The organism is Sagittula salina, assembly GCF_017813235.1.
GTDB classification, from domain to species: domain Bacteria; phylum Pseudomonadota; class Alphaproteobacteria; order Rhodobacterales; family Rhodobacteraceae; genus Sagittula; species Sagittula salina.
The window spans coordinates 292650-317660 of the sequence record NZ_JAGISH010000005.1 but is presented as its reverse complement, the minus strand read 5'-3'; the positions used below and the strand labels follow the sequence as shown (position 1 = coordinate 317660).

Annotated in this window: 24 protein-coding genes and 1 tRNA gene; 9 read left to right on the top strand and 16 right to left on the bottom strand. The window is 64.0% G+C overall.

The annotated features are described in order from the left end of the window. Positions 1-71: 71 nt before the first annotated feature. The 7 genes from J5474_RS11295 to J5474_RS11265 all read right to left on the bottom strand — a co-directional run bounded on the left by J5474_RS11295 (position 72) and on the right by J5474_RS11265 (position 7726). Complete coding sequence (locus J5474_RS11295) at positions 72-1211, bottom strand: acyl-CoA dehydrogenase family protein (RefSeq protein WP_209361007.1); 1140 nt, start codon at positions 1209-1211, stop codon at positions 72-74. 80 nt (positions 1212-1291) lie between these two features. Beyond that, a complete protein-coding gene (locus J5474_RS11290; protein ID WP_209361006.1) occupies positions 1292-2317 on the bottom strand; it encodes a sodium:calcium antiporter in 1026 nt (341 codons plus the stop codon). An 84-nt stretch (positions 2318-2401) separates the two neighbouring features. Next, positions 2402-2656, bottom strand: coding sequence for a GlsB/YeaQ/YmgE family stress response membrane protein (locus J5474_RS11285; RefSeq protein ID WP_209361005.1), 255 nt, complete (start codon positions 2654-2656; stop codon positions 2402-2404). 151 nt (positions 2657-2807) lie between these two features. Then, positions 2808-3944, bottom strand: coding sequence for a glycosyltransferase (locus J5474_RS11280; protein ID WP_209361004.1), 1137 nt, complete (start codon positions 3942-3944; stop codon positions 2808-2810). Between the two features lie 261 nt (positions 3945-4205). Beyond that, positions 4206-5345, bottom strand: a complete 1140-nt coding sequence (locus J5474_RS11275; RefSeq protein WP_209361003.1) for a carboxylate-amine ligase — start codon at positions 5343-5345, stop codon at positions 4206-4208. A gap of 92 nt (positions 5346-5437) precedes the next feature. Beyond that, positions 5438-5884, bottom strand: coding sequence for a hypothetical protein (locus J5474_RS11270; protein ID WP_209361002.1), 447 nt, complete (start codon positions 5882-5884; stop codon positions 5438-5440). Between the two features lie 345 nt (positions 5885-6229). Continuing rightward, entirely contained in the window at positions 6230-7726 is a 1497-nt protein-coding gene (locus J5474_RS11265) for a CoA-acylating methylmalonate-semialdehyde dehydrogenase (protein WP_209361001.1), read from the bottom strand. A 102-nt stretch (positions 7727-7828) separates the two neighbouring features. Between J5474_RS11265 and J5474_RS11260 the strand changes: the two genes are divergently transcribed. The 6 genes from J5474_RS11260 to J5474_RS11235 all read left to right on the top strand — a co-directional run bounded on the left by J5474_RS11260 (position 7829) and on the right by J5474_RS11235 (position 12090). Continuing rightward, positions 7829-8776: a LysR family transcriptional regulator gene (locus J5474_RS11260; protein ID WP_209361000.1), complete on the top strand. Its 948-nt coding sequence runs from the start codon at positions 7829-7831 to the stop codon at positions 8774-8776. Positions 8777-8842: 66 nt separating this feature from the next. Next, positions 8843-9277, top strand: coding sequence for a CBS domain-containing protein (locus tag J5474_RS11255; protein ID WP_209360999.1), 435 nt, complete (start codon positions 8843-8845; stop codon positions 9275-9277). A 298-nt stretch (positions 9278-9575) separates the two neighbouring features. Beyond that, complete coding sequence (gene coaD, locus J5474_RS11250; RefSeq protein WP_209360998.1) at positions 9576-10067, top strand: pantetheine-phosphate adenylyltransferase; 492 nt, start codon at positions 9576-9578, stop codon at positions 10065-10067. Next, positions 10064-10858, top strand: coding sequence for an alpha/beta hydrolase (locus tag J5474_RS23120; RefSeq protein WP_209360997.1), 795 nt, complete (start codon positions 10064-10066; stop codon positions 10856-10858). The genes coaD and J5474_RS23120 overlap by 4 nt, the downstream gene beginning before the upstream one ends. A gap of 187 nt (positions 10859-11045) precedes the next feature. Continuing rightward, positions 11046-11207 (top strand): DUF1127 domain-containing protein, encoded by a 162-nt coding sequence (locus J5474_RS11240; protein WP_209360996.1) that lies wholly within the window; start codon positions 11046-11048, stop codon positions 11205-11207. A gap of 190 nt (positions 11208-11397) precedes the next feature. Beyond that, positions 11398-12090 (top strand): YoaK family protein, encoded by a 693-nt coding sequence (locus J5474_RS11235; protein ID WP_209360995.1) that lies wholly within the window; start codon positions 11398-11400, stop codon positions 12088-12090. A gap of 100 nt (positions 12091-12190) precedes the next feature. On the opposite strand, the gene gap is transcribed toward J5474_RS11235, so the two are convergent. The 7 genes from gap to J5474_RS11200 form a co-directional block, all read right to left on the bottom strand. Then, on the bottom strand, positions 12191-13192 hold the full coding sequence (gap, locus tag J5474_RS11230; RefSeq protein WP_209360994.1) for a type I glyceraldehyde-3-phosphate dehydrogenase: 1002 nt from the start codon (positions 13190-13192) through the stop codon (positions 12191-12193). Between the two features lie 196 nt (positions 13193-13388). Continuing rightward, positions 13389-13532 (bottom strand): hypothetical protein, encoded by a 144-nt coding sequence (locus J5474_RS11225; protein ID WP_209360993.1) that lies wholly within the window; start codon positions 13530-13532, stop codon positions 13389-13391. 64 nt (positions 13533-13596) lie between these two features. Next, entirely contained in the window at positions 13597-14133 is a 537-nt protein-coding gene (locus J5474_RS11220; protein ID WP_209360992.1) for a helix-turn-helix transcriptional regulator, read from the bottom strand. Continuing rightward, positions 14130-14669 carry a cytochrome b/b6 domain-containing protein gene (locus J5474_RS11215; protein WP_209360991.1) on the bottom strand — a complete coding sequence of 180 codons (540 nt, stop codon included), beginning with the start codon at positions 14667-14669 and terminating at the stop codon, positions 14130-14132. Before J5474_RS11215 ends, J5474_RS11220 begins: the two co-directional genes overlap by 4 nt. A gap of 69 nt (positions 14670-14738) precedes the next feature. Next, positions 14739-14987, bottom strand: a complete 249-nt coding sequence (locus tag J5474_RS11210; RefSeq protein WP_209360990.1) for a PepSY domain-containing protein — start codon at positions 14985-14987, stop codon at positions 14739-14741. A 171-nt stretch (positions 14988-15158) separates the two neighbouring features. Further along, complete coding sequence (locus tag J5474_RS11205) at positions 15159-15629, bottom strand: disulfide bond formation protein B (protein WP_209360989.1); 471 nt, start codon at positions 15627-15629, stop codon at positions 15159-15161. Next, positions 15626-16204 (bottom strand): YqaA family protein, encoded by a 579-nt coding sequence (locus J5474_RS11200; RefSeq protein ID WP_209360988.1) that lies wholly within the window; start codon positions 16202-16204, stop codon positions 15626-15628. The genes J5474_RS11205 and J5474_RS11200 overlap by 4 nt, the downstream gene beginning before the upstream one ends. A gap of 137 nt (positions 16205-16341) precedes the next feature. Here J5474_RS11200 and J5474_RS11195 point away from each other — a divergent pair. The 3 genes from J5474_RS11195 to J5474_RS11185 all read left to right on the top strand — a co-directional run bounded on the left by J5474_RS11195 (position 16342) and on the right by J5474_RS11185 (position 21662). Next, positions 16342-16427: transfer RNA gene (locus J5474_RS11195), tRNA-Leu, on the top strand. A gap of 1369 nt (positions 16428-17796) precedes the next feature. Next, on the top strand, positions 17797-21072 hold the full coding sequence (locus tag J5474_RS11190) for an Ig-like domain-containing protein (RefSeq protein WP_209360987.1): 3276 nt from the start codon (positions 17797-17799) through the stop codon (positions 21070-21072). 200 nt (positions 21073-21272) lie between these two features. Next, positions 21273-21662 carry a response regulator gene (locus J5474_RS11185; RefSeq protein ID WP_209360986.1) on the top strand — a complete coding sequence of 130 codons (390 nt, stop codon included), beginning with the start codon at positions 21273-21275 and terminating at the stop codon, positions 21660-21662. A 99-nt stretch (positions 21663-21761) separates the two neighbouring features. On the opposite strand, the gene J5474_RS11180 is transcribed toward J5474_RS11185, so the two are convergent. Both J5474_RS11180 and J5474_RS11175 read right to left on the bottom strand, forming a co-directional pair. Then, on the bottom strand, positions 21762-22385 hold the full coding sequence (locus tag J5474_RS11180; RefSeq protein WP_209360985.1) for a nucleotidyltransferase family protein: 624 nt from the start codon (positions 22383-22385) through the stop codon (positions 21762-21764). A gap of 139 nt (positions 22386-22524) precedes the next feature. Further along, positions 22525-24927, bottom strand: a complete 2403-nt coding sequence (locus J5474_RS11175) for a GcvT family protein (RefSeq protein WP_209360984.1) — start codon at positions 24925-24927, stop codon at positions 22525-22527. Between the last annotated feature and the right edge of the window lie 84 nt (positions 24928-25011).

Genomic DNA, 25011 nt, shown 5'->3' with positions numbered 1-25011 from the left:
GGGCGGACCGGGGGCTTCCCGCCCCCGGACCCCCGTGGAGGTATTTGGAAAGCAGAGAAGCAGGAGCGGGATCAGTTGGCGAGCATGTGGCGCGCGGTGATCATACGCATGATCTCGTTGGTACCTTCGAGGATCTGGTGCACGCGCAGGTCGCGGACGAGCTTCTCGATGCCAAAGTCGGCGAGGTAGCCGTAGCCGCCATGCAGCTGCAGACACTGGTCGACCACCTTCGAGCCCGCCTCGGTCACGAACTTCTTGGCCATGGCGCAGAATTTCGTGGCGTCCGGGGTGCCGGTGTCGAGCTTCCACGCCGCCTGGCGCAGGAAGGTGCGGGCGGCCTGGAGCTCGATCTCCATGTCGGCAAGGCGGAACTGCAGCGCCTGAAACTGATCAATTGTCTGCCCGAAGGCGCGGCGTTCCGCCATATATTTCAAAGTGTTGTCGAGTGCTGTTTGCGCGGCGCCAAGCGAGCAAGCCGCGATGTTCAGGCGCCCGCCGTCGAGGCCGGCCATGGCGTAGCGGAAGCCTTTGCCTTCCTCGCCGATGAGGTCCTCATGCGGGATGGTGCAATCGTCGAACTGTACCTGCCGGGTGGGTTGGCTCCGCCAGCCCATCTTGTCCTCGAGCCCGCCGAAGGAGAGGCCGGGCGTGCCGTCCTGCACATAGACGGCCGAGATGCCGCGCGGTCCGTCATCGCCGGTGCGGACCATGACCACGTAGGCGTCGGAATAACCGCCGCCGGAGATGAAGGCCTTTGTTCCGGTCAGGTTGTAATGCGTGTTGGTCTTCTCCGCGCGTGTCTTCAGCGCGGCGGCATCAGAGCCGGAACCCGGTTCGGTCAGGCAGTAGGAGAGCACCGTTTCCATGGTCAGCGCCTTCGGCAGGACACGCGCCTTGAAATCGTCGGAGGCAAAGGCGTCGATCATTTTTGCGCACATGTTGTGGATCGACAGGAAAGCCGCGACCGAGGGGCAGGCCATGGAGAGGGCTTCGAACACCAGCGTCGCGTCGAGCCGCGAGAGACCGGAACCGCCCGCGTCCTCGGATACATAGAGCCCGCCGAAGCCCAGTTCCGCCAGTTGCGGCCAGAGGGTTTTCGGGATCGTGCCTTCGGCCTCCCATTGCCGGGCGTGGGGCGCGATGTGCTCCTGCCCGAAGGCATGGGCCATATCGAAAACCGCGGTCTGTTCCTCGGTGAGCGCAAAATCCATGCTCAAGCCTCCCTTGCCTGAAATGAACGCTTGTTCAGTTTACGCGGGGCGGGGCGGATTGCAAGCGGCTTCCGGCCGGGTCAGGCAAAGACCTCTACCATGACGGCGCTGGTGTAGATGGCGATCATCAGGACGGATTCCAGGCCGATGCGTGCCGGGCCTTCGCGTTGGCGCAGGACGAGGCCAGCGAGCAGGATCGCGGTCATCAGAAGGCCGGTGGCCAGCCAGTAAAGGTCGGTCAGGCCCACGGCGTGGTAGATCGACCCGTCCCGATAGGCCACATCGGAGACAACAAGGAACAGCGTGTCGAACGTATTGCCACCGATGATGCCACCCATGGCGAGCTGCAATGCGCCCTTGCGGACGGCGGTAATGGTGGTGACGAGCTCCGGCAGTGACGTGACCACGGCGGTGAGCAGGGCGCCTACGAGGGATGAGGCAAGGCCGAACCGGGTGATGAAACTGGCGCCGACCTGCGAAATGATCCAGCCACATGCGCCCATGATCAGGACAAGCACCACGAATACAACCGCCGGTCTTCGGGCGGAGCGGTCGCTTTCCGCGCTGTCTGGTTCGTCGCGGCGGGTGGCGTCGGTTACTACCGGGCGCCACATGGGGTTGCTACTGACGCTGGCTGAAAGGCGAATTCCATATAAATAAACTATAAAAATAAATATACTTACGGGGTGAATTTGAAGTATATGGACGTCCGGGCCCGCCATGGCGAGCACCGGAAAAGCCAGCAGGACGATGAGCATGACCGCCTGAAAGAGGTTGGCGGGTTCGGCGGCCGCATGTTCGAGGTTGGCGCGTTTCCAAAGAGCATCCGCGAGGGCCAGGAAGAGGGTTTGCGCCGCGATCCCACCGACAGCATTTGAAACGGCGAAACTCGCGTCCCCGGAAGAAGCCGCCGTGACGGATACCACCACGCCGGAGAGCGAGGTCGCACCGCCCAGGATGAGTCCGCCTGCCATGGCTTCGCCCATGCGGGTGCGGTCGGCAATGATGTCGGCGAGGTGCGTTGCCTTGACCGAGGCAGCGATCACGGCGGCACCAGCGACAGCAAAAACCAGAAGCAGCAGCGGCAGGGAGAGGGAGGCGAGCATCAGGGCCTTTCGAAAACACCAACGCGCCAGACATGAGGTCTGGCGCGCAAGTTATTGGAATACATGAATTTTAAGCGCCTGTTGTCAGGCGGCCCGGCGGAACATTCGGGCCACCCAGATCAGCAGGCAAGCGCCGATGAAGCCGATGATCAACTGGCCGATCCAGCCGCCCAGCGTGGTGCCAACCACGGCCATCAGGATCGCGTTCAGGATGATCGCCCCGACGATGCCGAGGATTACATTCATGATGACGCCCATGTTCGAATTCATGAACTTCTCCGCCAGCCATCCCGCGATGCCGCCGACGATGATGGCTGCAAGCCAACCCAGTCCTTCCATTTTCTGTCTCCTTCGGAATTTTGCCTCAACCGCCAAGGCTTTTCCCGGCGTCTGTGGGCAAACCATTCTTCAGGCAGTTGGTTCCAATGTTCGTACGGAATGCACTCTGACACGGCGATGCCGGGGCCGCGAGAAGCGGAAAACGCCCCGATCAAAGGCTTGTAAGGGTGCGTGTGATGATCCCTTCGACGCGGGCCAGGCCGAGCGCATTGTCGAACTTTTCTTCCGCCGTGCGTCGGGCGGCTGCGGCCATGGCGGAGCGGTCCGCCATGTCGAGGATGGCGCGGATACCGTTGGCAAAGCCCGCCTCGTCCCATTCGTCTACCAGGAAGCCGTTCACGCCGTCTTCAACCGCTTCGGGGATGCCCGCGTGGCGGGTCGACAGGGTGATGCAACCGGAGGCAAGCGCCTCCTGGATGGCGGTGGGCAGGCCTTCTGTATTGCCGTCCTTCGCGGTGACGGAATGCTGCAGGAAGACCTCTGTGCGGTGCAGGTGTTCGCGCACCGCATCGTGCGGCAGGGCTCCGGTAAATGTGGTTTGTTTTTCAATTCCAAGGCTTTGCGCGGTTTCCTTGCAGCGGTTCAGCAGCGGACCGTCACCGATGAAGGTCAGATGTGCCTCTCGCCCCCTCGCGGCGGCTGCAAAGGCACGCAGGGTGATCTCCGGCGCCTTCTTTTCGACCATGCGACCCACGGCGAGAAAGCTGCCGGGTGCCTTTGGGCCGGGGGTAAAGCGGCGGATGTCGACACCGGAGGGCACGACATGGGCATTGTCGTGGCGGATGCCATGGGCGGCAAGGTTGTCGAGCAGGAACTGGCTGACTGAAAACATTCCGGCCAGCCGGGGCATCATCAGCCGGTAGGAGCGTACGCGCTGGCGCAGACGCAGCATCTTTGACGCGTCGGTGCCGCGCCAATAGGTGAGGATCGGGATGCCGAGGCGGTTCGCCAAGGGTGCCAGAACGATGGCCTGCGTGCCGAACTCGGAAAGGATCACGTCGACTTTCTGGGTCTGAATGAAGTCCGTGAGCGCGCGGGCATTGTCGCCAAAGGGCACGCGGGAGGTGCCATGCACGCCAGCCCCCAGTGCCATGGCCAGAGGCGTGCGGACCAGATCCGCGGGAGTCAGCTTGGCGCGCCGTTCGAACACGGGTTTCCCCAGTGGATTCAGTCCGTTGGCCCGACCGCAAATGATGCAGGTATTGCCGCCGAACATGTGTTCGATATGGCGGTTGATGAAGGTCTCGCCCTGCACGAAGTAGTCGGAGGTGGCGATGGCGACTTTCATGGCGGCTCTCCCGGTTGGCCGCAGCGGGGTAGCTGCTGGAGAGCAAGGAGGCAAGGGCACGCGGTGTTTGCGGCAGAGGGCTTGGGTGGATCGTGGCGGTGGTGGGGCCCCCAAGACGAAGTGGCATCCTCCGGGACGCAGGGCCCAACCGTAGATGACGATGCGAAGCCGCGCCGCGAGAGATGACCTGGTCGGCAGGCCCCCTCGAACCGGCCAGTCGGCAACTTCCATAAACCCGGTTTCTGAATTGCGCGAAGCGTCCTACAGGTCGGCGTGAAACTCTTCGATCAAGTGAGTAACGACGGCGCGCATCTGCGCCTCCGGATCGGCGCCGGTCCTTGCCGCGCCGGCATGGGCCGCGCGCTGGCGGGTGGCGGAGGTTGCCTGCGCCATCTCTCGGGTGCGATAGAGCGCTTCGGTGCATTGGAGAACGCCGGCGTCTTCTTCGAGCAGGTCGATCAACTCCTCCACCAATTCGGGAACGGGCACGATTTCGCCCCGTCCGAAGTCGATCAAACCCTCAGTCGTTCCATAGCGCTGCGCACGCCAGCGGTTTTCGGCCACGAGGAAGGGGTCATAATGCCGCCAGCGCTGGTTCCTGACCCTGAGTCGCCACAACATCCGCATCAGGCACTGGTTCACGGCCGCCAGCGTCAGGGCGTGCTCCAGCCGGGGCTGCACGTCCATGATGCGGGTTTCCAGCGTGGGAAAGCGGGAGGAGGGGCGCAGATCCCACCAGATCTTGGTCGCGTCCTCTATCACGCCGAGGTCGACCAGAAGCGCGACGGAACGTTCGAAATCCTGCCACGCGGGAAATTGCGGCGGCAGGCCGGTGCGCGGCAGGTTGTCGAAGACAGAAATGCGCCAGGAGGCGAGGCCGGTGTCGCGGCCCTGCCAGAAGGGGGAGGAGGTCGAGAGCGCAAGGAGGTGTGGCAGGAAGTAGCTCGCCTGCCGCATGAGGTCGGCGCGCAGCGGGTCCGTGTCGCGTGCGTCATCGCCAAGGCCCACATGCACGTGCATACCGCAGATCAGCATCCGCCTGACGACAGAGCCCAGGTCGCGGTCGAGCTGGTCGTAGCGGTCCTTGCGCGTGTGGTGCTGTTCGGTCCAGTCGGCGAGCGGATGGCAGGAGGCGGCGATCGGGACGAGCCCGTGTTCGGAAGCGCGCTGGGACACGGTGCGGCGCAGGTGGGTCAGATCGGCGCGGGCCTCGTCGATGGTCGCGCAGGGTCTGGTGCCGATCTCCACCTGACATTGGAGGAATTCCGGGCTGACCTGCGAACCGAGATCGTCGGTAAGCGCGGCCATAAGCGCTTCCGGCGCTTCGACGAGCGCGCAGGTTTCGGGATCGACCAGGAGGTATTCCTCCTCGATGCCGATGGTGAAGGGGGGTGACGGCATGGCGGCTCCTTCCAGCGGGAGGCGCGCATCCTCCCATGGTGAGGAAAGCAGAGAGGGCGCGGCGCGGCAAGCGCCGGTTGGATCTGGTGTGATCAGCCGAAACCGACTGCGGGGAGGGAGAGGCCGAGGCCCGCATCGAGCGCATCGAAGGTCGGGAGGCAAATGCCCGCCGCGCGGAGGGCGCCCGGCGGATCGCGGTGGATTTCAAAGCAGATGTTGGAGACCGGCTCAACCGTTTGTTGCAGCATCCGCGCGACCCCGAAAGCGACATCGTCGGGCGCGTGAATGACACAGAGCGCCGGGCGGGTGAAGGCATCGAAGACCGGCAGGAGCCGTTCGACGGCGACCACGATGCCAAGAAAGGTGACGCGGATCTCATCGCAGGTGGACATGTCGATCAGCATGACGTGCGACGGTTCAAATCCGGGATGGTCGATCCATGCCCGCAGCGCCCGAGCGGAATCGTCCACGGTGAGCACGCCGCTCAGACGGTAATAGGCAAGGCAGGAATGCGGGTGCACGGTAAGGTTGATGGGCATCGACGGGGTCCGTTGCTTGGGGCACGGCGGCCGGCGGGTGTTTGTCGTAGCAGTGTCGGGCAATCGCTGGCGCTTGGATAGTACTTGTTGACGTCGATACGCGACGATCAAGGCCGCCGATGGGTGCCGAACGGTCAATGACGCACGTTTTCAGTGCGTTAATATCGACTTTGACACGTGATAGGCGTTTCAGGGTGCCGTAGCGTCATTGTGGGCAGTCGCAAGACTGAGACCTGCATCTGCATCATATTCGGTGATTCGCGTATGAAATCCAGGTCCGAGAAAGGGCCGCACGCGGCGGCCCCTTTCATTTTCGGTGCGGCGTAGCACGCAGCGGGGAGGGGCTCAGTCCATCGGCTTGAAGTTGAACTCTCCGCCTTCCTTGATGCCGGAGAACCAGCGCGCGGTAACGGTCTTCGTTTTCGTATAGAAGCGGAAGGCGTCGGGTCCGTACTGGTTCAGATCACCAAAGGCTGATTTCTTCCAGCCGCCAAAGGTGTGGTACGACAGCGGCACCGGGATCGGGAAATTGATGCCGACCATGCCGACGTTGACGCGATGCGCAAAGTCGCGCGCAGTGTCGCCGTCAGCCGTATAGATGGCCGTGCCATTACCGTAAGGGTTGTCGATCACGAGGTTCAGCGCGTCCTCGTAGGTCTCTGTGCGGACGGTCGACAGGACGGGGCCAAAGATCTCTTCGCGGTAGATGTCCATCTCGGGTGTCACATCGTCGAACAGCGACGGACCGCAGAAGAAACCGTTCTCGTAGCCCTGCATCTTGAAGTCGCGGCCGTCGATCAGTAGCTTCGCGCCCTGGTCCACGCCGGAGGTGATCAGGCCATTGATGCGGTCGCGCGCCTGCGCGGTGATGACCGGACCGAAGTCGACGTCCGCCTCGGAGGTGTAAGGGCCGACCTTCAGCTTTTCGACGCGCGGCACCAGCGCCTCGATCAGCTTGTCGGCGGTTTCCTTGCCCACCGGGACGGCGACGGAGATCGCCATGCAACGCTCGCCCGCGGCGCCGTAGCCCGCGCCCACCAGCGCGTCGGCGGCCTTTTCGATGTCGGCGTCGGGCATGATGATCATGTGGTTCTTTGCGCCGCCGAAGCACTGCGCGCGCTTGCCGTTGGTGGCGGCGCGACCGTAGATGTACTGCGCGATGGGCGTGGAGCCCACGAAGCCCACGGCTGCGATGTCCTCGTTGTCGAGGATCGCGTCCACCACGGACTTGTCACCGTTCACGACCTGAAGCACGCCGTCGGGCAGACCCGCTTCCTGCAGGAGTTCCGCGAGGCGCAGCGCGGTAGAGGGCACACGCTCCGACGGCTTGAGGATCATGGCGTTGCCGCAGGACAGCGCCGGGGCCATTTTCCACAGCGGGATCATGGCGGGGAAGTTGAAGGGCGTGATGCCCGCGACCACGCCGAGCGGCTGGCGCATGGAATAGAGGTCGATCCCCGGACCGCCATCGTCGGTGAATTCGCCCTTCAGCATGGCGGGGGCGCCCATGCAGACCTCCACAACCTCCAGCCCGCGCTGCACGTCGCCGCGCGCGTCGGGCAGGGTCTTGCCGTGCTCGCGCGACACCAGCTCGGCCAGTTCGTCCATGTGTTCGTTGATGAGCGCGCCGAACTTCATCATGACGCGGGCGCGGCGCTGCGGGTTCGTGGCGCCCCAACCCTTTTGCGCCTCCGCGGCCTTGGCGACGGCGTCGTTCAGTTCCTCTACGGTGGAGAGCGGCGTCTTCGCCTGCACTTCGCCGGTGGCGGGGTTGAAGACATCCGAGTGACGGCCGCTGGTCGATTTGACGTGTGCGCCGTTGGTCCAGTTGGTGAGTTCCATGAGGGCTCCTCCTTGCGTTTGCGCGGAGCATACCCTTGCAAATTTGCGCCGCACAGGTGAAATCCGGCAAAGAGGCTTTGCGTTTTTGCATGAGGGGTGGCGATGGACTGGGATGACTTGCGGGTATTCCTCGGTGTGGCGCGTGGCGAAAGCCTGTCTGCGGCGGGCAAGGCGCTGCGGATGGACCCCGCCACAGTGGGGCGGCGCGTGGCCCGGCTGGAGCAGGGGCTGGGCACGCCGCTCTTCGTGAAATCCCCCCAAGGCTATGCGCTGACAGAGGCTGGCGCGCGGCTGGTCGCCCACGCGGAGGCGGCGGAGCAGGCCGCCCTGATGGCGGCGGAGGCGGTGCGGGGCCGGTCCGAAGGGCTGTCGGGGCAGATCCGCATTGGCGCTCCGGACGGCTGCGCGAACTTCCTGCTGCCGCAGGTCTGCGCCCGCATCGCGGAGGCCAACCCGGAGCTGGAAGTACAGATCGTCGCCCTGCCACGTCTGGTGAACCTGAGCCGCCGGGAGGCGGACATGGCGGTCACCGTCTCGCGCCCGACGGCGGGCCGTTTCGTGGTGCAGAAGATCGCCGATTACCGCCTGCATCTGGCGGCGAGCGATGTCTACCTCGCGCAGCACGCTCCGATCCGAAGCCGTGCCGATCTGAAGGGACACCGGTTGGTGGGCTACATACAGGACATGATCTTTGACAAGGAACTGGACTACATGGCGGAGCTGGGGCTGACCCGCGTGCCGCTTGGGTCGAATTCCGTCGCGGTGCAGTTCCACTGGCTGCGGCAGGGGGCCGGGTTGGGCGTGGTGCACGACTTCAGCCTGCCGCTGGCGCCGGGGTTGCGCCGGGTGTTGGTGGAGGACGTGTCCCTGACGCGGACTTTCCACCTCGTGCGGCACGCGGACGACCGCCGGCTGGAGCGGATGAACCGTTTCGCGGAGGCGCTTGTGGCGGGAATGCGCGCGGAGCTTGGGCGTCTGGAGGCGCAGGTGGAGACGGGTCCGAATGGGGCGGTCGACGCAATGGCCGAAGGGCGCGTAACCCATCCTTAGGGTTTACTTGACAGGATGTCGCACCTGACAGACGCTGATTGTATACCGCTGTATAGGAGGAGCACCATGCAGGTCCAGCACATCCTGAAGAGCAAGGGCATCGACGATGTCTACACCGTGAAGCCCGGTACCCGGATGCGCGAGGCGGTGGCCATGCTGTCGGAGAAACGCATCGGTACGGTCGTGGTCTCGGACGACGGGTCGCGCGCGCAGGGGATCCTGTCGGAGCGCGACGTGGTGCGGGCGCTGGCGGCGCGCGGTGCTACCGCGATGGATGCGCCTGTGGAGGAGTTCATGACCTCGAAACTGGTGACATGCGCGCTCGCGGACCGCGCCGACGCGGTGCTGCAGCAGATGACAGAGGGGCGGTTTCGCCACATGCCGGTGGTCGAGGATGGCATGATGGTCGGTCTGATCACCATCGGTGACGCGGTGAAGGCGCGGCTGTCGGAACTTGCGATGGAGCGCGATGCTCTCGAAGGGATGATCATGGGGCACTGAGGCGCCGGTGACGGAAGGCCTCGGGCGAAACCGCAGCTGTCAGCGCGCGCGGGCAGACACGCCCTGAGCGGGGATGGGCCCGCCTTCGGGGCAATGGTGCTCCGCCTCAGCCGCAGAGGATTTAGCCAGCCATGAAGTACGGCGGAGTCCGAGCGTGGGCGCGATTTGACCCATGTGTCGCGGACGGCCTGCGATGAGTGGGAATGGCCCGACAAGAGGATGCGGTTTCCGCCTTGCATTCTGAGGCGCAATATTGTTGCGTCAATGCGCAACTTTCTGAAAGGCAGGGGAGCCTTAAATGCGCATCGGCCTCTATCCCGGCACCTTCGACCCGATTACGCACGGGCATCTCGACATCATCCGGCGGGGTGCCACTTTGGTCGACCGGCTGGTGATCGGCGTGGCGATCAACCGTGACAAGGGGCCACTGTTCACGTTGGAGGAACGCGTCGCCATGGTCGAGACGGAATGCGCCGTGGTGGCAGAGCAGACCGGGACCGAGATCGTAGTCCATCCCTTCGAGAACCTGCTGATAGATTGCGCCCGTGATGTGGGCGCCCAGGTCATCGTGCGCGGCCTGCGGGCGGTGGCGGATTTCGAGTATGAATTCCAGATGGTCGGCATGAACCGGGCGCTGGACGATTCCATCGAGACAGTCTTTCTGATGGCGGAGGCGCGCCACCAGGCCATCGCCTCCAAGCTGGTCAAGGAGATCGCGCGGCTGGGCGGTGACGTGTCGAAGTTCGTCCCCGCCCAGGTCCGAGAGGCGTTGACGGAGCGGCTGGGGTGAGCGCGCGCCGCCTTCTCCTGCTGGGTCTGGGGGTGGCGGTGCTGCTGTACGTTGCGTACGGCATGCTGATGGCGCAGGCGCACCGTGCGCTGCTGTATCCGTTCAGGGATCAGGCACCCCTGGTGCTGGACGGTTTCGTGCCTGTGGTGGTGGGTGAGGCCACGGCCTACGTGCACCGGACTGGCGCCGAGACCGAAGCCGGGGCGCCGGTGGTGTTGTATTTCATGGGTAATCTCGGAACGCTGGCGGCTTTCGCGCCGATGCTGGTGCACCACGCGGAGGCAGGGCGCAGCGTGGTCGCGATGGGTTATCGCGGTGGCGGCAGCCTCCCGGGAGAACCGTCGGAGACGGCGCTCAAGACGGACGCACTGGCTGTGGCGGACGCGTTGGACAGGCTCGTGCCGGGGCATGGGCCGGTGGTGGTGCAGGGCTATTCGCTGGGCACGGGACTGGCGGTGCATGTGGCGGCGGAGCGGGCGGTGGACGGGCTGATCCTGGCCGCGCCCTATGCGCGGATTTGCGAGCTGATGGCGGCGCAGTCGGGGCTGCCCGCCTGTCTCATACCCGGCATCGACCGCTGGCGAAGCCTGCGTGATGCGCCGCGTGTCACCGAGCCCGCCTTGGTGCTGCACGGGCGGCTTGATCACCTCATCCCCTTTGACCACGGCGAGCGCATGGCGCGGGCGCTGCCGCGTGGCCGACTGGTGCCGGTAGAGCAGGGCGGGCATGACGATCTGATGGACCATGCGCCGTATCTGGTGAAAATCGACACCTTTCTGGACGGGCTGTAACCGGCTGCGAGGGGCTGCGTCGGCACTGCTTGCCGCAGGACGGCATCACGGAAGTGTTAAACTTTCCTTAGGAAACCCATGCATTCCATGCAAGGCGACATGGCACTTCCGGCAATTGTTCTGCGCTGCAGCATGACCCATGTTAGCGTCAACGGAAACGTTGATACGCCAATATGAGGAAACCAAGATGACCATGATTTCGAACCTCCGCTCCCGGATGGAAAAGCGCGCACAGTACCGTCGCACCCTGAACGAGCTGGAAGCTCTGACCGAAGCCGACATGCGCGATCTGAACATGTGCCGCGCCGACATGCCGCGCATCGCCTACCAGGCTGTCTACGGTGCGTGATCGCACCGCAGCCACACCTTGCACAGACCGAAAAGGCGCCATCCCACTGGGGAGGCGCCTTTTTCATTGGCGGCGGGTGGCGGGGCTGGCCTAATGTGAGGGCAGGGAGCCCGGCCCCCGCACAGAACCCGGATACCAGCCACCGACCCCTGACCGAAATGACATCACCCCGCATGCCCATGACGACCCAATGCTGATCCGCACCGGCGCAGAGCGCACAAACCGCATCGACCTGACACTGGCCGCGGTGCTGTCCTGCGTGGCGGGGGCGCTGAACGCGGTGGGGTTTACCGTGGCGGGATCCTTCACGGCGAACATGACGGGCAACCTGTCGATGCTGGCCGAAGAGGCGGCACGCGGGCGGATCGGACTTGCGTTGTCCTTTGGTGGGCTGGTGGTGGCCTTTGTCGCCGGGGCTGCGGTGGCGGCGCTGGCAATCCAGTGGGGAGAGGCACGAGGGATCAGGGCAATCTACGCGCTGGCGATCCTCGGAGAGGCGGCGGTGGTGCTGGCGCTCGCTCTGATCCTGCTGGCTTTTCCCGGCGCGGCGCGGGAAACGCAGGCGGTGATCGTGATGAGCTTTGCGCTTGGTCTGCAGAACGCCGTGACCACTGTGATCTCGCGCGCGAAGGTCCGCACCACGCATGTGTCAGGCATGGCGACCGATATCGGTATCGGGTTTGCGGCGTTGCTGGGCGGGGCGGAGGCGCGTCGCGAGGCGGGGCCGAAGCTGCGGCTCCATGGACTGACGCTCGGCTGCTTCTGCGTCGGCGGGGTGCTGGGGGCGCGCGGCTACATGGTTTGGGGGGACGGATTGTTCCTGCTGGCGGGCGGCGTACTGGCGGCGGTCGCATTGCCGGACCTGTGGCGGGCATGGCGGTGACGGAACCCTGGCAAGACTTCGGGGGAGTCCCAAGTTGCGGCGCGCATGAAAAACGGGGCCGCGCGGGCCCCGTAATCGTGCAGGTCTGGCGGCGCGTCGCTCAGATCAGCTTGCCCATCGCCACTGCGGTGTCCGACATGCGGTTGGAGAAACCCCATTCGTTGTCGTACCAGGTCAGGATGCGGCACAGGGTGCCTTCCATGACCTTTGTCTGATCCATGTGGAAGATCGACGAATGCGGGTCGTGGTTGAAGTCAGAGGAGACCAGCGGCTTGTCGGTGTAGCCCAGCACGCCCTTCAGCGGTCCGTCTGCGGCCTTGCGGATGGCGGCGTTGATTTCCTCCACCGTGGTGTCGCGTACCGCCTCGAAGGTCAGGTCGACGACCGAGACGTTCGGCGTGGGCACGCGGATCGCCACGCCGTCCAGCTTGCCCTTCAGTTCCGGCAGCACGAGGCCCACGGCCTTGGCCGCGCCGGTGGAGGTCGGGATCATCGACAGCGCCGCCGCGCGGGCGCGATAAAGGTCCTTGTGCATGGTGTCCAGCGTCGGCTGGTCGCCGGTGTAGCTGTGGATCGTGGTCATGAAGCCCTTCACGATACCGATCTCGTCGTTCAGCACCTTGACCACCGGCGACAGGCAGTTCGTGGTGCAGGAGGCGTTCGACACCACGAGGTCGTCCTTCGTCAGAACGGAATCGTTGACGCCATAGACGACGGTCTTGTCCGCGCCAGCCGCCGGGGCGGAGACCAATACCCGTTTCGATCCGTTTTCAAGGTGCAGCGCGGCCTTTTCGCGGGCCGTGAAGATGCCGGTGCATTCCAGGGCGATATCGACGCCGTCCCACGGCAGGTCCTTGGGGTCGCGGATCGCGGTTACCTTGATCGGGCCGCGACCGACATCGATGGTGTCGTCGGTGTGCTTCACCTCCACGGGGAAGCGGCCGTGCACGCTATCGTATTGCAGAAGGTGGGCGTTGGTTTCGACCGGGCCGAGGTCGTTGATGGCCACCACCTCGATGTCGGTGCGGCCGGATTCGATGATGGCGCGCAGCACGTTGCGGCCGATGCGGCCAAAGCCGTTGATGGCGACGGTGACGGTCATGGGGGCTCCCTTTCCTTTGGTCCGGGTCGATCCCGGAGGGGTAAATTCGTTATCGCTAACATGCATTTGGCGGGCGCAAAGTCAACTGGCCCGGGGTGTCGCCCGGGGCCGATTTGGGCCCGATGGGGACGATCAGGGCGAAGGGCGGCCCATGGTTGGCCCATGGTTGGCCCATGGTTGGCCCATGGTTGGAGTGTCACCGCCAGAAAGCGATCCAGTCAATGAGCCAGAAGAGTTGGCGGCCAAGAAACAGCAGGGTCTGTCCGCCGTAAAGAGCGAGATCCGCGCCGATGAAAACGGCTAGGGCGGCGCCGATTAGGATGGCGAGGAAATTGGTCATGCAAGCGGCGCTCCGGTCGTGGCCCCTGTTTTACCCTCCGTGATGCCAGAGAGCGGCGGCACTGTCACGCCTGTGCCGTGGCGGGCGCATCGGGTGCGCCCGTCGGGTCGGCCGGGTCGGGGGCAGCCATGAGGTCCTCGATGAAGAGCGCGAGAAAGGCGCCGCGTCCCTTGACGCCGGCCTTGCGGTAGATCCCCCCGAGGTGCGCCTTCACGGTGCCTTCGGCGCTGCCGCGCAGGGTGGCTATCTCGGGGATGGCGAGACCCTTGAGCGTGAAGTGCGCGACATCCTGTTCCGAAGGTGTCAGCCCCCAATCGGAAAAGCGTTGGGTGACGATTTCATGGAAGGCCCCGGCGGCGAGGCCAAGCTGCTCCTCCAGATGCGCCTTGCGCCGCAAAAGCGCCATGAGCGCGCGTACCTCGAAGATCACTCCGGCGATCAGCGCCAGCGCAGCCAGCGCCTCGACCGCGAAGTGCCAGTTGACGATGTGGGGGAAACGCGCCTCGATCCCGTCGGCCACCACGTCGGCGGCAAAGAACGCCGCGCAAAGGCTTTGCGCGACGATCAGCAGGATCAGTCCGAGGGGGGCCTTGGATTTCATGTCTCGATCTGTAGCCCGTCGGGGACGTGCTTCACACCTGTAACCATGGCGCGCGGCAAGTTGACGCCGGTCCGATAGCTTTCCCAGATCACGGCGGCGATGTGGATCACCACGCTGATCTCGGCCCATGTGACAAACGCTTCGTGAGCTTCCTCGACCCATTCGATGCCAAAGAAGACGAGCGTGCCCATCATGTAGCCGGTGACGGCGATGCCCGCGAGGGTCGCCAGCAGGTTGAAGATCATCAGCGCGCCCAGCGGCGTATGGCCGAGGTGCGCGCGCTTGCGCCCGGTGGCGATGTCACAAAGCTGGCGGGTGACGCCCGCCGCAGTGGGCAGGAAGTGGGAAAAACGCGCCGTGGCGGGGCCGATGAAGCCCCAGATCAGGCGCAGCGCAAGCAGGGCGGCAACGGCGTAGCCAAGCACGCGGTGCAGGTCGCTTTCGGGGTCGGTGAAAACGGCATTGGCGATGAAGAGCGCAACGAGGCTCCAGTGGAACAGCCGCACAAGCGGGTCCCAGACGCGGTGGCGGGTCATGGCGGGTATCCTTGCGGGAAGGGGGAGGCGCGGAAGGGGCCCTGCGAAGGGCAGAGCCCCGGCGCGGGGTCAGTCGTCCGTGCGCAGGATTTTCAGATCCCTGTCCATGTAGATCTCGTAGGTCTTGCCGCCCTTGATAGCATAGGCCTCGTAGGCGCCGTCCTCGATCTGGATCTTGCGCACTTCATAGCCCTGGTCGGTGAGGGTCTGCGTGATCTTCGCCTTCATGCCTTCGTCGAGCATGAGTGTACCTTCGCTGGCCAGCGCCGGCATGGCGAGCATCGTAACGAGGGCGGAAGAGAGGATGATGCGGTTCATTGTGTCAGGTTCCTTGGAGTGGAGGGAGCAGGCGGGTTTGCCTGTCCGGTGCCCAACACATGGCGGCCAAAACACAGACCGGGAATGCGCCCCAAGGCAGGGATGGACCCGCCCCGGACTTTGGTTCATGCGCCTAAACCGGGGTCATAGGCGCGGTTTTTCGTCGAAAAATCAGGGCCGTGCGCGGATGGCGAGGGCAAAGACCACGGCGATCCCGGCCGACGCCAGGATGTTGTAATTCGCCATCGACAGGCCGAACATCTGCCACGGGATCTCGTCACAGCGGATCACCGGGGCGTTCATGATCTGGTTCATCAGGTCGTCGGCGGACAGGCCACCCACGGGGCCGCCGGTGCACGTGGTGGGGCCTTCCCACCATTTTCGCTCCACCCCTGTGTGGAACACCGCGATAACCGAGGACGAAGCCGCCCCGAGCGCCGCCAGCGCCAGCAGGATCCGGTTCGGCACGAACAACGCCAGCGCGCCGAAAACCATGGCGGCGAAATGCCCGTAGCGCTGCCAATAGCACAGTTTGCAGGGATAGAGCCCGCCGATGTACTGAAAACCCAGCGCGCCGAGGATCAGAGCGGCGGAGCCCAGTACGCCTAGCAGTGTCAGGGTCTTGCGGTTCAGGTCGGTCATCCGATGTACCTCAGAAGAAGAAAGCCTCCTACAAGGAGCGCGATGAAGGCGGTAAACACAAGCCCGAGGTAGCGTTCGATGAAGTCACGAATCGGTGCGCCGAAGGCACGTAGCAGTCCCGCCACCACAAAGAACCTGAGTGCCCGCGCCACCATGGCAGTGGTGAGGAAGGTGGCCAGCGGCATGGCCGTCCAGCCGGACATGATCGTGATGACCTTGAACGGGAAGGGCGTGACGCCCGCGATAAGCACTGCCCAGAAGCCCGCGTCGTTGAAGGTGGCGTTGAACTCCGCCATCTTGTCGGCCTTGCCGAAGAATTCGAGGATCGGCTGACCCAACGCCTCGAAGGCGAAGAAGCCGATGCCGTAGCCAAGAAGGCCACCCAGGACCGAGGCGACCGTCGCCACGAGCGCGATCAGCCATGCGCGGTGGGGAGCGGCCAGAACCATGGGGATCATCAACACGTCGGGTGGAATCGGGAAGGCCGACGCCTCGATGAAGGAGATCAGCGCCAGCACCCACAGGGCGTTGCGGGAATCGGCCTGCGCCATGGTCCAGTCGTACAGGCGGCGCATCGCGGCCCTCCTTGCTCTTGCTCGCGGCGAGAGACCACGCAGTGCACACGGGGTCAAGCGGGCGGCTACGACGTCCCGCGTATCTGGGTCTTTACGCGCGCCCATATGAGGGCTAAAGGAAGGGCCGCGCCCTCTGGGCCCAAGTGGCGGAATGGTAGACGCAGGGGATTCAAAATCCCCCGACCTAACGGTCATGTCGGTTCGAGTCCGACCTTGGGTACCAATCACTCGGCCCGCTTCGGGCGATTGCGGAAAGGAGCGTGCCTCGCACAAGTCGCTCACAGTTTCTGTTTTCCGGATGTTAATTCAAACACTCCTGTGCATTGCGGCACGCACACTGGAAAGGACCCAACGGCCCTTGCTGGGTTAACCTTCGTGGCGCGCGAATCCGGGCAGTGGGTGTCCGCCTGCCGGTCCGGCAGGCCTGCTCCGACGTACTTCGCCATCGAGGACAACAAGCCGGTCAGGGCCAGCTTCAAACATCTGGTTCGGGCTGGAAAGCCACGAAAGGTTGCTGCGACCGCTGCAATGCGAAGGTTCGCCGCCTTGGCGAATGCGTTGCTCATGCAATGGCCGCAAATGATCTCATGAACCGACGGGCGGACTCAGCGGGTTTTAAGGTACGTCTAAACGCTTGGGATTCCAGCATGGGACGCATCTCGTCAGACTCACGACGCAAAACGCGGTTCCAGCTTTGCCCGATGAGCCTCTGCGATCCCACGATGCCCGCCGCAGGCAATTCTCGGGTGACAGGGCGTGCCACTTTTCGCCCTCTGTCGTGTTCGGCGCAGCAGGAGCGGCTGAGGGCAGTGCAGGCGGCAAGGGGGGGGACGCCGGGAAACGGACGACGAACTGGCGCAATTCGGGCGCAAAGAAGGCGATGTTCTGGCCTACGCCAGCGGAGAAAGAGGCGACCCCGCCGCATTTCTTTTGAATGATTCGGGCATTTCACCGCATCCTGACCTATAGTTGGCCGGTCAATACCAGGCAATCACCCCCATTGGTTCGTAACGCGCGACAAATTCGGCAACTTTGCGGCGACCCATCCCTGCGTACCCGACATAATTTTGCCTTCTGTTATTGTTTCGCAAAAATCGGTTATCGGCGCGCTTTCGCGCAGTGATCGGAAATCGACTTCGGGGAAAATGTGTCATTTGCAGTGAGAATATGCGGATTCGCGTTTCTCAAACGTGAACAATTCAGTCTGCTGGCTCTCGCGGGTCCGCCTTTTTTTCTCCGCAATGTGGCGGAAGCAGGGTGACGACTGCCCGGATTGCGCCACTTTTCCCTTCCGGCGGGGGCCTCCTGTGCAGTATTAATTCTCCCAAGCCCAACTGGGGGGTGAAGATATCAGGCCACGGGGGCGGCCGCTGAACGGTTCGGTTTCATCGGGAACCGGCGTGACGCAAGGACGTATTTTGTCCGAGCCGCCAGGCAGTCTTCAGCTCACGAGAGACGTGGGCAGAGGCCGGCGACACGTCGAGACCCATCGAAGCAGAGCGAAATGAGGAAACGGGCAGTGCCGCGGGCATTGTCGCCACGCATTACCGCGCGGCAGGGGCATGCCCCCGACAGGAAAATGAGGGCTTAACATGGCTGATCTGGTTCTGGACTGGGGTGCACTGGGCGCATATGGCACCAATCTGACCGACACTGACCTGCTGGGCGGTGCACCGTCGGCGACCGTGGACACAGGCGGCGTCGCCGTCGACATCACGTTCGATGGGCTCGAAGTGGGGGCGCAGGCCTTCACCTTCAACGCGCCGGGCTACGTTGCCCCGGGCGAGACTCTGGACGCACAGTCCTGGCTGAAGCTTTTCGGTGAAACCGACGACACGCCGGATGCGACCTCCACCACCACGCTGGATTTCCGGTCGTCCAACACGGCGCTCTACACCGACCAGGTCCAGAACGTGTCCTTCCGCATCAACGACATCGATACCGACACGATGGGCGATCTCGATGGCGGCGCGGGCGCGTTCGAGGACCTTCTCACGATCCGCGCCTATGATGCTGCGGGCAACGAAGTACCTGTCACATTCACCCCGGCAGGGTCGGTCAATGTCACCGGCAACACGCTGGACGGCGAGACCACCACGGGACTGGAGGACGCGGACGGCTCCGTACTGGTGGATATCGCGGGCCCGGTGGCGCGCATCACCATCGACTACGCCAACGGCGGTGTATCCGAGCAGCGGGTGACCATTTCCGACATCGAGTTCTCCACCGTGGACGTGGACGACACGAACGGCGACCCGGATGCTGTAGACGACGCGTTTTCTACCGCGCTCGACACGCCGATCGTTGTCGAACCGCTGACCAATGACACTGACCCGGACGGTGACCCGCTGACCATCACCGGGATCGGCGCGGCAACGAATGGCACCGCGACCTTTGACGCGGCGACCGGCGAAGTGACCTATACGCCGAACACGGGTTTTACCGGGACGGACACCGTCACCTACACGATCTCTGACGGCAACGGCGGGACCGATACCGCCACGATGACATTCACCATCACCGATCCGGGCGGCAACACACCCCCGGTCGCTGTGGACGACACGACCAGCACCGGCGTGGACACGCCAGTCACGATCCTGCCCGCCGGCAACGATACTGACGCCGATGGCGACACGCTGACCGTGACCGGGATCGGCACCGCGACCAACGGAACCGCAACCCTGGACACCACCACGGGTGAAGTGACCTACACGCCGAATACCGGGTTCGAGGGCACCGACACCATCGAGTACACCATTTCGGACGGCAACGGCGGTGTTGACACCGGCATGATCACCGTCACCGTTGGTTCGCCCGCGAACACCCCGCCGGTCGCCAATGACGACACCGTTGAGACCGCGCCGGGCCTGCCGGTCACCATCCTGCCGGTGTTGAACGACACAGACGTCGACGGCGATACGCTGACCCTGACCGGGATCGGAACGCCGACGAACGGCACGGCGACCTTCGACCCGACCACCGGCGAGGTGCTTTACACCCCCGATGCGGGCTTCACCGGCATCGACACGATCGAATATACGATCACAGATGGCAACGGCGGCGTCGATACCGGCACCATTACCGTGGGTGTGGGTGTGTCTGGCGATCCGACGGCGCGCATCGATACGGACGTCTTCCCGGTCGATCCCTCGCAGCAGGCGCTGGACCCGCTGAACGGCTTCGACGAAGACCCGGAGCCCGCAGACGACCTCGACAGCGTCACCGGGACCTCGGGCGCGGACTGGATCGCCACCGGCGACGACGCCGATACCATCACGGCGGGCGCGGGCGACGACACCGTCCTGCCGGGCATTGACAACGATGTGGTCAACCTCGGTGGCGGCGACGACTACCTGTTCGACGTGCAGGGCGCCGATACGATCCGTGGCGGACAGGGCAATGACACGATCATCGCCGGCACCGATACCTTCTCGGATTACGAAGGGGACGACCCTGCGTTTTACCCGGGCAGCCCGCTGCGCGATACCTTCGGTTTTGAAAGCGATCCGAACCAGGAGGATGGCCGCGATTCCGTCGACGGCAACCTTGGCGACGACTGGATCGAAACCGGCGACGACCGAGACACGATCAATGGCGGTGGCGGCCATGACACCATCCTCGGCGGCATCGACGATGACCTGATCCGCGGCAATCGAGGTGACGACTCGCTGCTTGGGGGACATGGTTCGGACACCATCGACGGCGGCCAGGGCCACGATTTCATCGACGGGTCCGCCCCGGCGTGGATGGAACTGACCGACGACATCGATCCCAACACAGAAAACGATCGCGACCTGCTGGAGGGCTACCTCGGCAATGACACGATTTTCGGTGGCGACGATGACGACACCCTGCGCGGCGGGTCGGGCGAGGATTACCTCGACGGCGGCATCGACGATGACGAGATCTACGGCGGGGCCGACAACGACACGCTGATCGGCGGTCAGGGCAACGATACCCTGAACGGCGGTGCGGGCGTTGACAGCATCTCCGGCGGGGACGACCGCGATGTGATCGTCGTGGACAGCGCGGCGCATGGCAGCGGCGACGTGGTCGATGGCGGCGCGGGCGGCTTCGTCGACGTGGCCGATCCGGCGGACATGCCGAACATGGACTACGACATCCTCGACCTGCGTGGTGTGGGCGCCCAGGACATCGACTGGCGCCTGACCAACGTCACCACCGACTCCAACGGCAACGGCATCGACGGCACCGTGGAGTTCCTTGATGGGGCGGGCGGTGTGACCGGGTCGATGGACTTCTTCGAGATCGAGGAAGTCGTGCCCTGCTTCACCCCGGGCACCCTGATCGCCACCCCCTCGGGCGAGAAGCTGGTCGAGGACCTCCAAGTCGGCGACCGGGTCATCACGCGCGACAATGGCATTCAGGAAATCAAGTGGGTCGGTCGCAAGGACCTGACCGGCCATGATCTGGCACGCAAGCCGCACCTGAACCCTGTGCTGATCCGCGCCGGTGCGCTTGGAAACGCGCTACCCGAGCACGACATGTTGGTGTCGCCGAACCACCGCGTGTTGGTGGCCAACGACAAGACCGCCCTCTATTTCGACGAGCGTGAAGTGCTGGTGGCGGCGAAGCACCTGCTGGGTCTCGATGGGGTCGAGGAGGTGCAGGTTGGCTTTGTTGCCTATATCCACATCATGTTCGAACAGCACGAAGTGGTTCTGTCGAACGGTGCATGGACCGAAAGCTTCCAGCCCGGCGATTACTCTCTGAAGGGGATCGGCAACGCCCAGCGTCAGGAAATCCTCGAACTCTTCCCGGAGCTTGCGGATACCGAAGGGTTGAGGGGTTACGCCGCCGCGCGCCGCTCGCTGAAAAAGCATGAGGCCGCACTGCTGGTGCGCTGACCGGATGCAGCCTGCCCCCGCATGGGGGCGGAAAGGGACGGGGTGGCCATCGGGGAGGCCGCCCCGTCTTTGTTTTGTTTATATTTTTCAGTGACATGCCTTGGGCGGTCAGCAGAGTTTTAATCATTTTTACCGGCGGGATTCAGGTTTTGTGAACGCATTGCCGCGAAGGTGCACGGTGCCTACTGAGTGGTGATGACATGGCCAGCAAGAAAAAGCTTTGCCTGATCGTAGATGATCAGGAGTTTGATCGCAGCATGATGCGGCGGGTCTTTGCGCATGAATGGCCCGACTTTCCGCTTGTGATCGCACGAAACCTCGAAGAAGCCCGCGCCCGGCTGGCGGAGGGGGATATCGGTATGGTGTTTCTCGACAATGTGCTTCCGGACGGTATGGGAATCGACTTTGTCCAGGAGATGAGTACGTCGGACAGGATGAAGAGCGTTCCGGTCGTGCTTGTCAGCGATTTCCCGACCCCCTTCATGCATGCAAAGGCGAAGGCCGCCAATGTTTATGAAGTCTGGTCAAAACGCCAGTTCGCCGTCCCAGCGCTCAGCCGCGTGATGAAGCGCGCGGCGCTGATGGTCTGAGGCTGGGGGCGAACGGCATTCGGCCCCTAGAGGCATCCACAGCGTGGTACTGCTTTGCCGGGCATTTTGGGTGTTCGGTAACCAGGGCCGGGCCAGTGGCTACTCTGCGGGCATCTTCATCGGCGCATCGCAGTCGCCGCGCCATTGGGCCCAGGCTTCCGGCGTGTCCAGATCGGTCAAAGCGCGATTGCCGGGCAGGGTGACCAGCCGCAAACGGTGTCGGTTGGCACGCAACACCTCGCGGGCGCCCATGTCACCGGTAAGCTGCGCCATAGCCTGAAAGCAATCGCGCGGGAACAGCACCGGATGTCCGGGCACGCCGTCCTCCGTTGTGGCCTGCTGTAGCAGCGGATGCGGCACGGATTTGAATCCTGCAATCAAGTGCAGCAGGTCATCCGTCTCGATCTCAGGCATATCGGCGGGCAGGATCAGCACTGCCGACATGTTGCGCGGTAACATGCCCACGCCCCGGCGGAGCGAGGCGGACATGCCTTCCTTTGAATCCGGCACACCCACAAGTTGTACGGGCAAACCGGCAAGCGCCGTGGCGCGGGGGTGATCGTAGTCGGGCAGCGTCACCGCAACATGCGCGCCGGTGGCGATCGCAGCCTCTGCCATGTGGCGCAGCAGTGGCACGCCACAGACGGTCTCTAGCAGCTTGTCCTTACCGCGCATCCGGGAGCTGGAACCGGCGGCGGGGATCAGAATGGCAATGTCTCGCATGGCAATATCTATACCGGCCACTTCGATGAAAAGACAGGAAATTATTCGCTGCGCGCGCACAGGCTGGCGCCGCAGTGCGGAAAAGGCAACCTGTACGTGCATCTCGCATCCCTTGCCTGCAAGGCGCCAGGCACGTTTCTCAACCGCGCATCTTCGTGCCTTCGGCGTCGAACAAAGCTGTGGATATCCGACGCGCAGGGCGGCGTTGACCGAGAATCTCGATCTCTGCGGTCAGGTCCGGCGTATCGAGTGCGCGGGGAATCAGCGCATAGGCGACAGAGTCGCCCGCGTGATGCGAATACCCGCCCGACGTGCAAAACCCCTGCACGCGTCCATCAATCCAGACTGGCTCAAAGGCCTGCACATCGGCGTCCTCCGCCTCTACCGCAAAGATAACAAGTGAGCGCTCCGGCGGGGTTTTGCGCTCCAACTCAGCGGCTGGTTTTCCGACGAATTCCTTGTCCCAGCGGATGAAACGATCCAGGCCGGTTTCGGCCGGGGTGTAGTCGGGCGAATATTCGCGCCCCCAGGAGCCAAAAAAGCGATCCAGCCGAAGGCTCATCATTGCGCGCATCCCGAAGGGCTTCATGCCGTGGGGCTGCCCGGCGGCCCAGAGCGCTGACCAAAGCGCGCGCTGCTGCATCGGAACGCAGTAGATTTCGAAACCGAGATCGCCCGTGTAGCTGACCCGCTGGACGAGGCAGTCGACCATGCCAATGGTCATACGCCACACGTCGAGGAACCGCATCCCCGCGACGTCGCGCCGTGTGCAGGCCTGCAGAACGTCGCGGGCGCGCGGCCCCGCGATCTGAAAGCCGGTTGAGCGGTCGGAGACATTCTCCAGCGTCACGCCCGCCTGGGCGTGCTGCAGGAACCAGCGCATGTGGTAGGCTTGGGCGCTGTAGGAGGCGGTTAGGCGGAAGTCGCTCTCCGACAGGCAGGCCACGGTGAAATCGCCGATGATCCGCCCGGCCTCCGACAGCATGGGGCAGAGCGACAGCCGCCCCGGCGCCGGAATGCGCCCCGCCATGATCCGGTCGAGCCATGCGCGGGCGTCAGGCCCCGTCACGCGGTACTTGCCGAAGTTCGAGACCTCGTTGATGCCAACGGCTTCGCGCACAGCGCGAACCTCTCGGGCAGTGGCCTCCCACGCATTGGAGCGGCGGAAGCTTGGAGTTTCGTAGCGCGGCTCGCCCTCGGCTGCGAAATAATTCACCACTTCCAGACCGTATTGCTGGCCCCAGACAGCGCCCATGGCGTCGAAGATGTCGTACATCGGTGTGGTGGCCAGCGGCCGTGCGGCGGGCTTTTCCTCGTTCGGGTAGCTGACAGAGAACCGCGTCTGGTAGTTCTCGATCACCTTCGGCAACGTGTAACCGGGCGAAATCCAGTCGCCGAAGCGCGCCACGTCGAGCGCCCGCGTATCGCGTTCGCATTCGCCGTGGATCATCCATTGCGCCAGCATCAGCCCCACGCCGCCACCCTGCGAAAAGCCGGCCATGACGCCGCAGGCCGACCAGTAGCCACGCAGGCCGGGAATCGGGCCGACCAACGGGTTGCCATCAGGGGCGAAGGTAAACGGCCCGTGGATCACCGACTTGATACCGGCGCGTTCGAGCACCGGAAAGCGACGATAGGCGAATTCGATCGACTGTTCGATCTTGTCGAAATCGTCGGGGAGCAGCTCGTGCCCGAACGCCCAGGGCGTCCCGTCTACCGCCCATGGGCGGCAGGGCTGTTCATAGAACCCGATGCAGAGGCCGCGCCCCTCCTGGCGCAGGTAGGATTCGCCGGCCGGGTCCATGACGTGGGGGTGTTCCTCGGACCGGCCATAGATTTCCGGGGTTTCCTCAGTGACGAGGTATTGGTGTTCCATCGGGTGCAGCGGCAGGTAAACGCCTGCCATTGCACCCACTTCGCGCGCCCAGAGACCCCCGGCGTTGACCACATGTTCGGTGTGAACTGTGCCCTTGTCGGTCACTACGTGCCATGTCCCGTCGGGGCGCTGATTGGTTTCCATCACCTTTGTGTGCAGATGAATTTCCGCCCCGCCCATGCGCGCGGCCTTGGCGTAGGCGTGGGTGGTGCCAGAGGGGTCGAGATGGCCGTCCAACGGATCGTAGAGCGCGCCCTTGATCCCGTCGAGGTTGATCAGATCAGTCATCTTGCGGATGTCGTCCGGGGTGACGATTTCTGTTTCCAACCCCATGTAACGGTGCTTCGCCCGTTCGGCGAGCAGCATGTCGAAGCGGTCGTCGTTGTCCGCCAGGGTGATGCCGCCGACGTGGTGCAACCCGCAGGACATGCCGGTCAGGTCCTCCAGCTCGCGGTAGAGACGGATGGTGTAGCCCTGGAGCGCGGCCATGTTGGTGTCGCCGTTCAGCGTGTGAAAGCCGCCCGCCGCGTGCCACGTGCTGCCCGAGGTCAGTTCCGACCGCTCCAGCAGCATGACATCGGACCAGCCGAGCTTGGTCAGGTGATAGAGAACGGAACATCCGACGACGCCGCCGCCGATCACGACGACACGGGTGGTGGTTTTCATGAACGACTCCCTTTTTTCGATCAGACTAGCGGCGGTTGCGGGGGTGCCTTGCCGGAATGCGACGTTGCGTGTCGCTTAATGGGG

Excerpts from the sequence above, each read along its gene's own strand:
- J5474_RS11295 (WP_209361007.1), bottom strand. The coding sequence starts at position 1,211 with ATGGATTTTGCGCTCACCGAGGAACAGACCGCGGTTTTCGATATGGCC.
- J5474_RS11290 (WP_209361006.1), bottom strand. The coding sequence starts at position 2,317 with ATGCTCGCCTCCCTCTCCCTGCCGCTGCTGCTTCTGGTTTTTGCTGTC.
- J5474_RS11285 (WP_209361005.1), bottom strand. The coding sequence starts at position 2,656 with ATGGAAGGACTGGGTTGGCTTGCAGCCATCATCGTCGGCGGCATCGCG.
- J5474_RS11280 (WP_209361004.1), bottom strand. The coding sequence starts at position 3,944 with ATGAAAGTCGCCATCGCCACCTCCGACTACTTCGTGCAGGGCGAGACC.
- J5474_RS11275 (WP_209361003.1), bottom strand. The coding sequence starts at position 5,345 with ATGCCGTCACCCCCCTTCACCATCGGCATCGAGGAGGAATACCTCCTG.
- J5474_RS11270 (WP_209361002.1), bottom strand. The coding sequence starts at position 5,884 with ATGCCCATCAACCTTACCGTGCACCCGCATTCCTGCCTTGCCTATTAC.
- J5474_RS11265 (WP_209361001.1), bottom strand. The coding sequence starts at position 7,726 with ATGGAACTCACCAACTGGACCAACGGCGCACACGTCAAATCGACCAGC.
- J5474_RS11260 (WP_209361000.1), top strand. The coding sequence starts at position 7,829 with ATGGACTGGGATGACTTGCGGGTATTCCTCGGTGTGGCGCGTGGCGAA.
- J5474_RS11255 (WP_209360999.1), top strand. The coding sequence starts at position 8,843 with ATGCAGGTCCAGCACATCCTGAAGAGCAAGGGCATCGACGATGTCTAC.
- coaD (WP_209360998.1), top strand. The coding sequence starts at position 9,576 with ATGCGCATCGGCCTCTATCCCGGCACCTTCGACCCGATTACGCACGGG.
- J5474_RS11240 (WP_209360996.1), top strand. The coding sequence starts at position 11,046 with ATGACCATGATTTCGAACCTCCGCTCCCGGATGGAAAAGCGCGCACAG.
- J5474_RS11235 (WP_209360995.1), top strand. The coding sequence starts at position 11,398 with ATGCTGATCCGCACCGGCGCAGAGCGCACAAACCGCATCGACCTGACA.
- gap (WP_209360994.1), bottom strand. The coding sequence starts at position 13,192 with ATGACCGTCACCGTCGCCATCAACGGCTTTGGCCGCATCGGCCGCAAC.
- J5474_RS11225 (WP_209360993.1), bottom strand. The coding sequence starts at position 13,532 with ATGACCAATTTCCTCGCCATCCTAATCGGCGCCGCCCTAGCCGTTTTC.
- J5474_RS11220 (WP_209360992.1), bottom strand. The coding sequence starts at position 14,133 with ATGAAATCCAAGGCCCCCCTCGGACTGATCCTGCTGATCGTCGCGCAA.
- J5474_RS11215 (WP_209360991.1), bottom strand. The coding sequence starts at position 14,669 with ATGACCCGCCACCGCGTCTGGGACCCGCTTGTGCGGCTGTTCCACTGG.
- J5474_RS11210 (WP_209360990.1), bottom strand. The coding sequence starts at position 14,987 with ATGAACCGCATCATCCTCTCTTCCGCCCTCGTTACGATGCTCGCCATG.
- J5474_RS11205 (WP_209360989.1), bottom strand. The coding sequence starts at position 15,629 with ATGACCGACCTGAACCGCAAGACCCTGACACTGCTAGGCGTACTGGGC.
- J5474_RS11200 (WP_209360988.1), bottom strand. The coding sequence starts at position 16,204 with ATGCGCCGCCTGTACGACTGGACCATGGCGCAGGCCGATTCCCGCAAC.
- J5474_RS11190 (WP_209360987.1), top strand. The coding sequence starts at position 17,797 with ATGGCTGATCTGGTTCTGGACTGGGGTGCACTGGGCGCATATGGCACC.
- J5474_RS11185 (WP_209360986.1), top strand. The coding sequence starts at position 21,273 with ATGGCCAGCAAGAAAAAGCTTTGCCTGATCGTAGATGATCAGGAGTTT.
- J5474_RS11180 (WP_209360985.1), bottom strand. The coding sequence starts at position 22,385 with ATGCGAGACATTGCCATTCTGATCCCCGCCGCCGGTTCCAGCTCCCGG.
- J5474_RS11175 (WP_209360984.1), bottom strand. The coding sequence starts at position 24,927 with ATGAAAACCACCACCCGTGTCGTCGTGATCGGCGGCGGCGTCGTCGGA.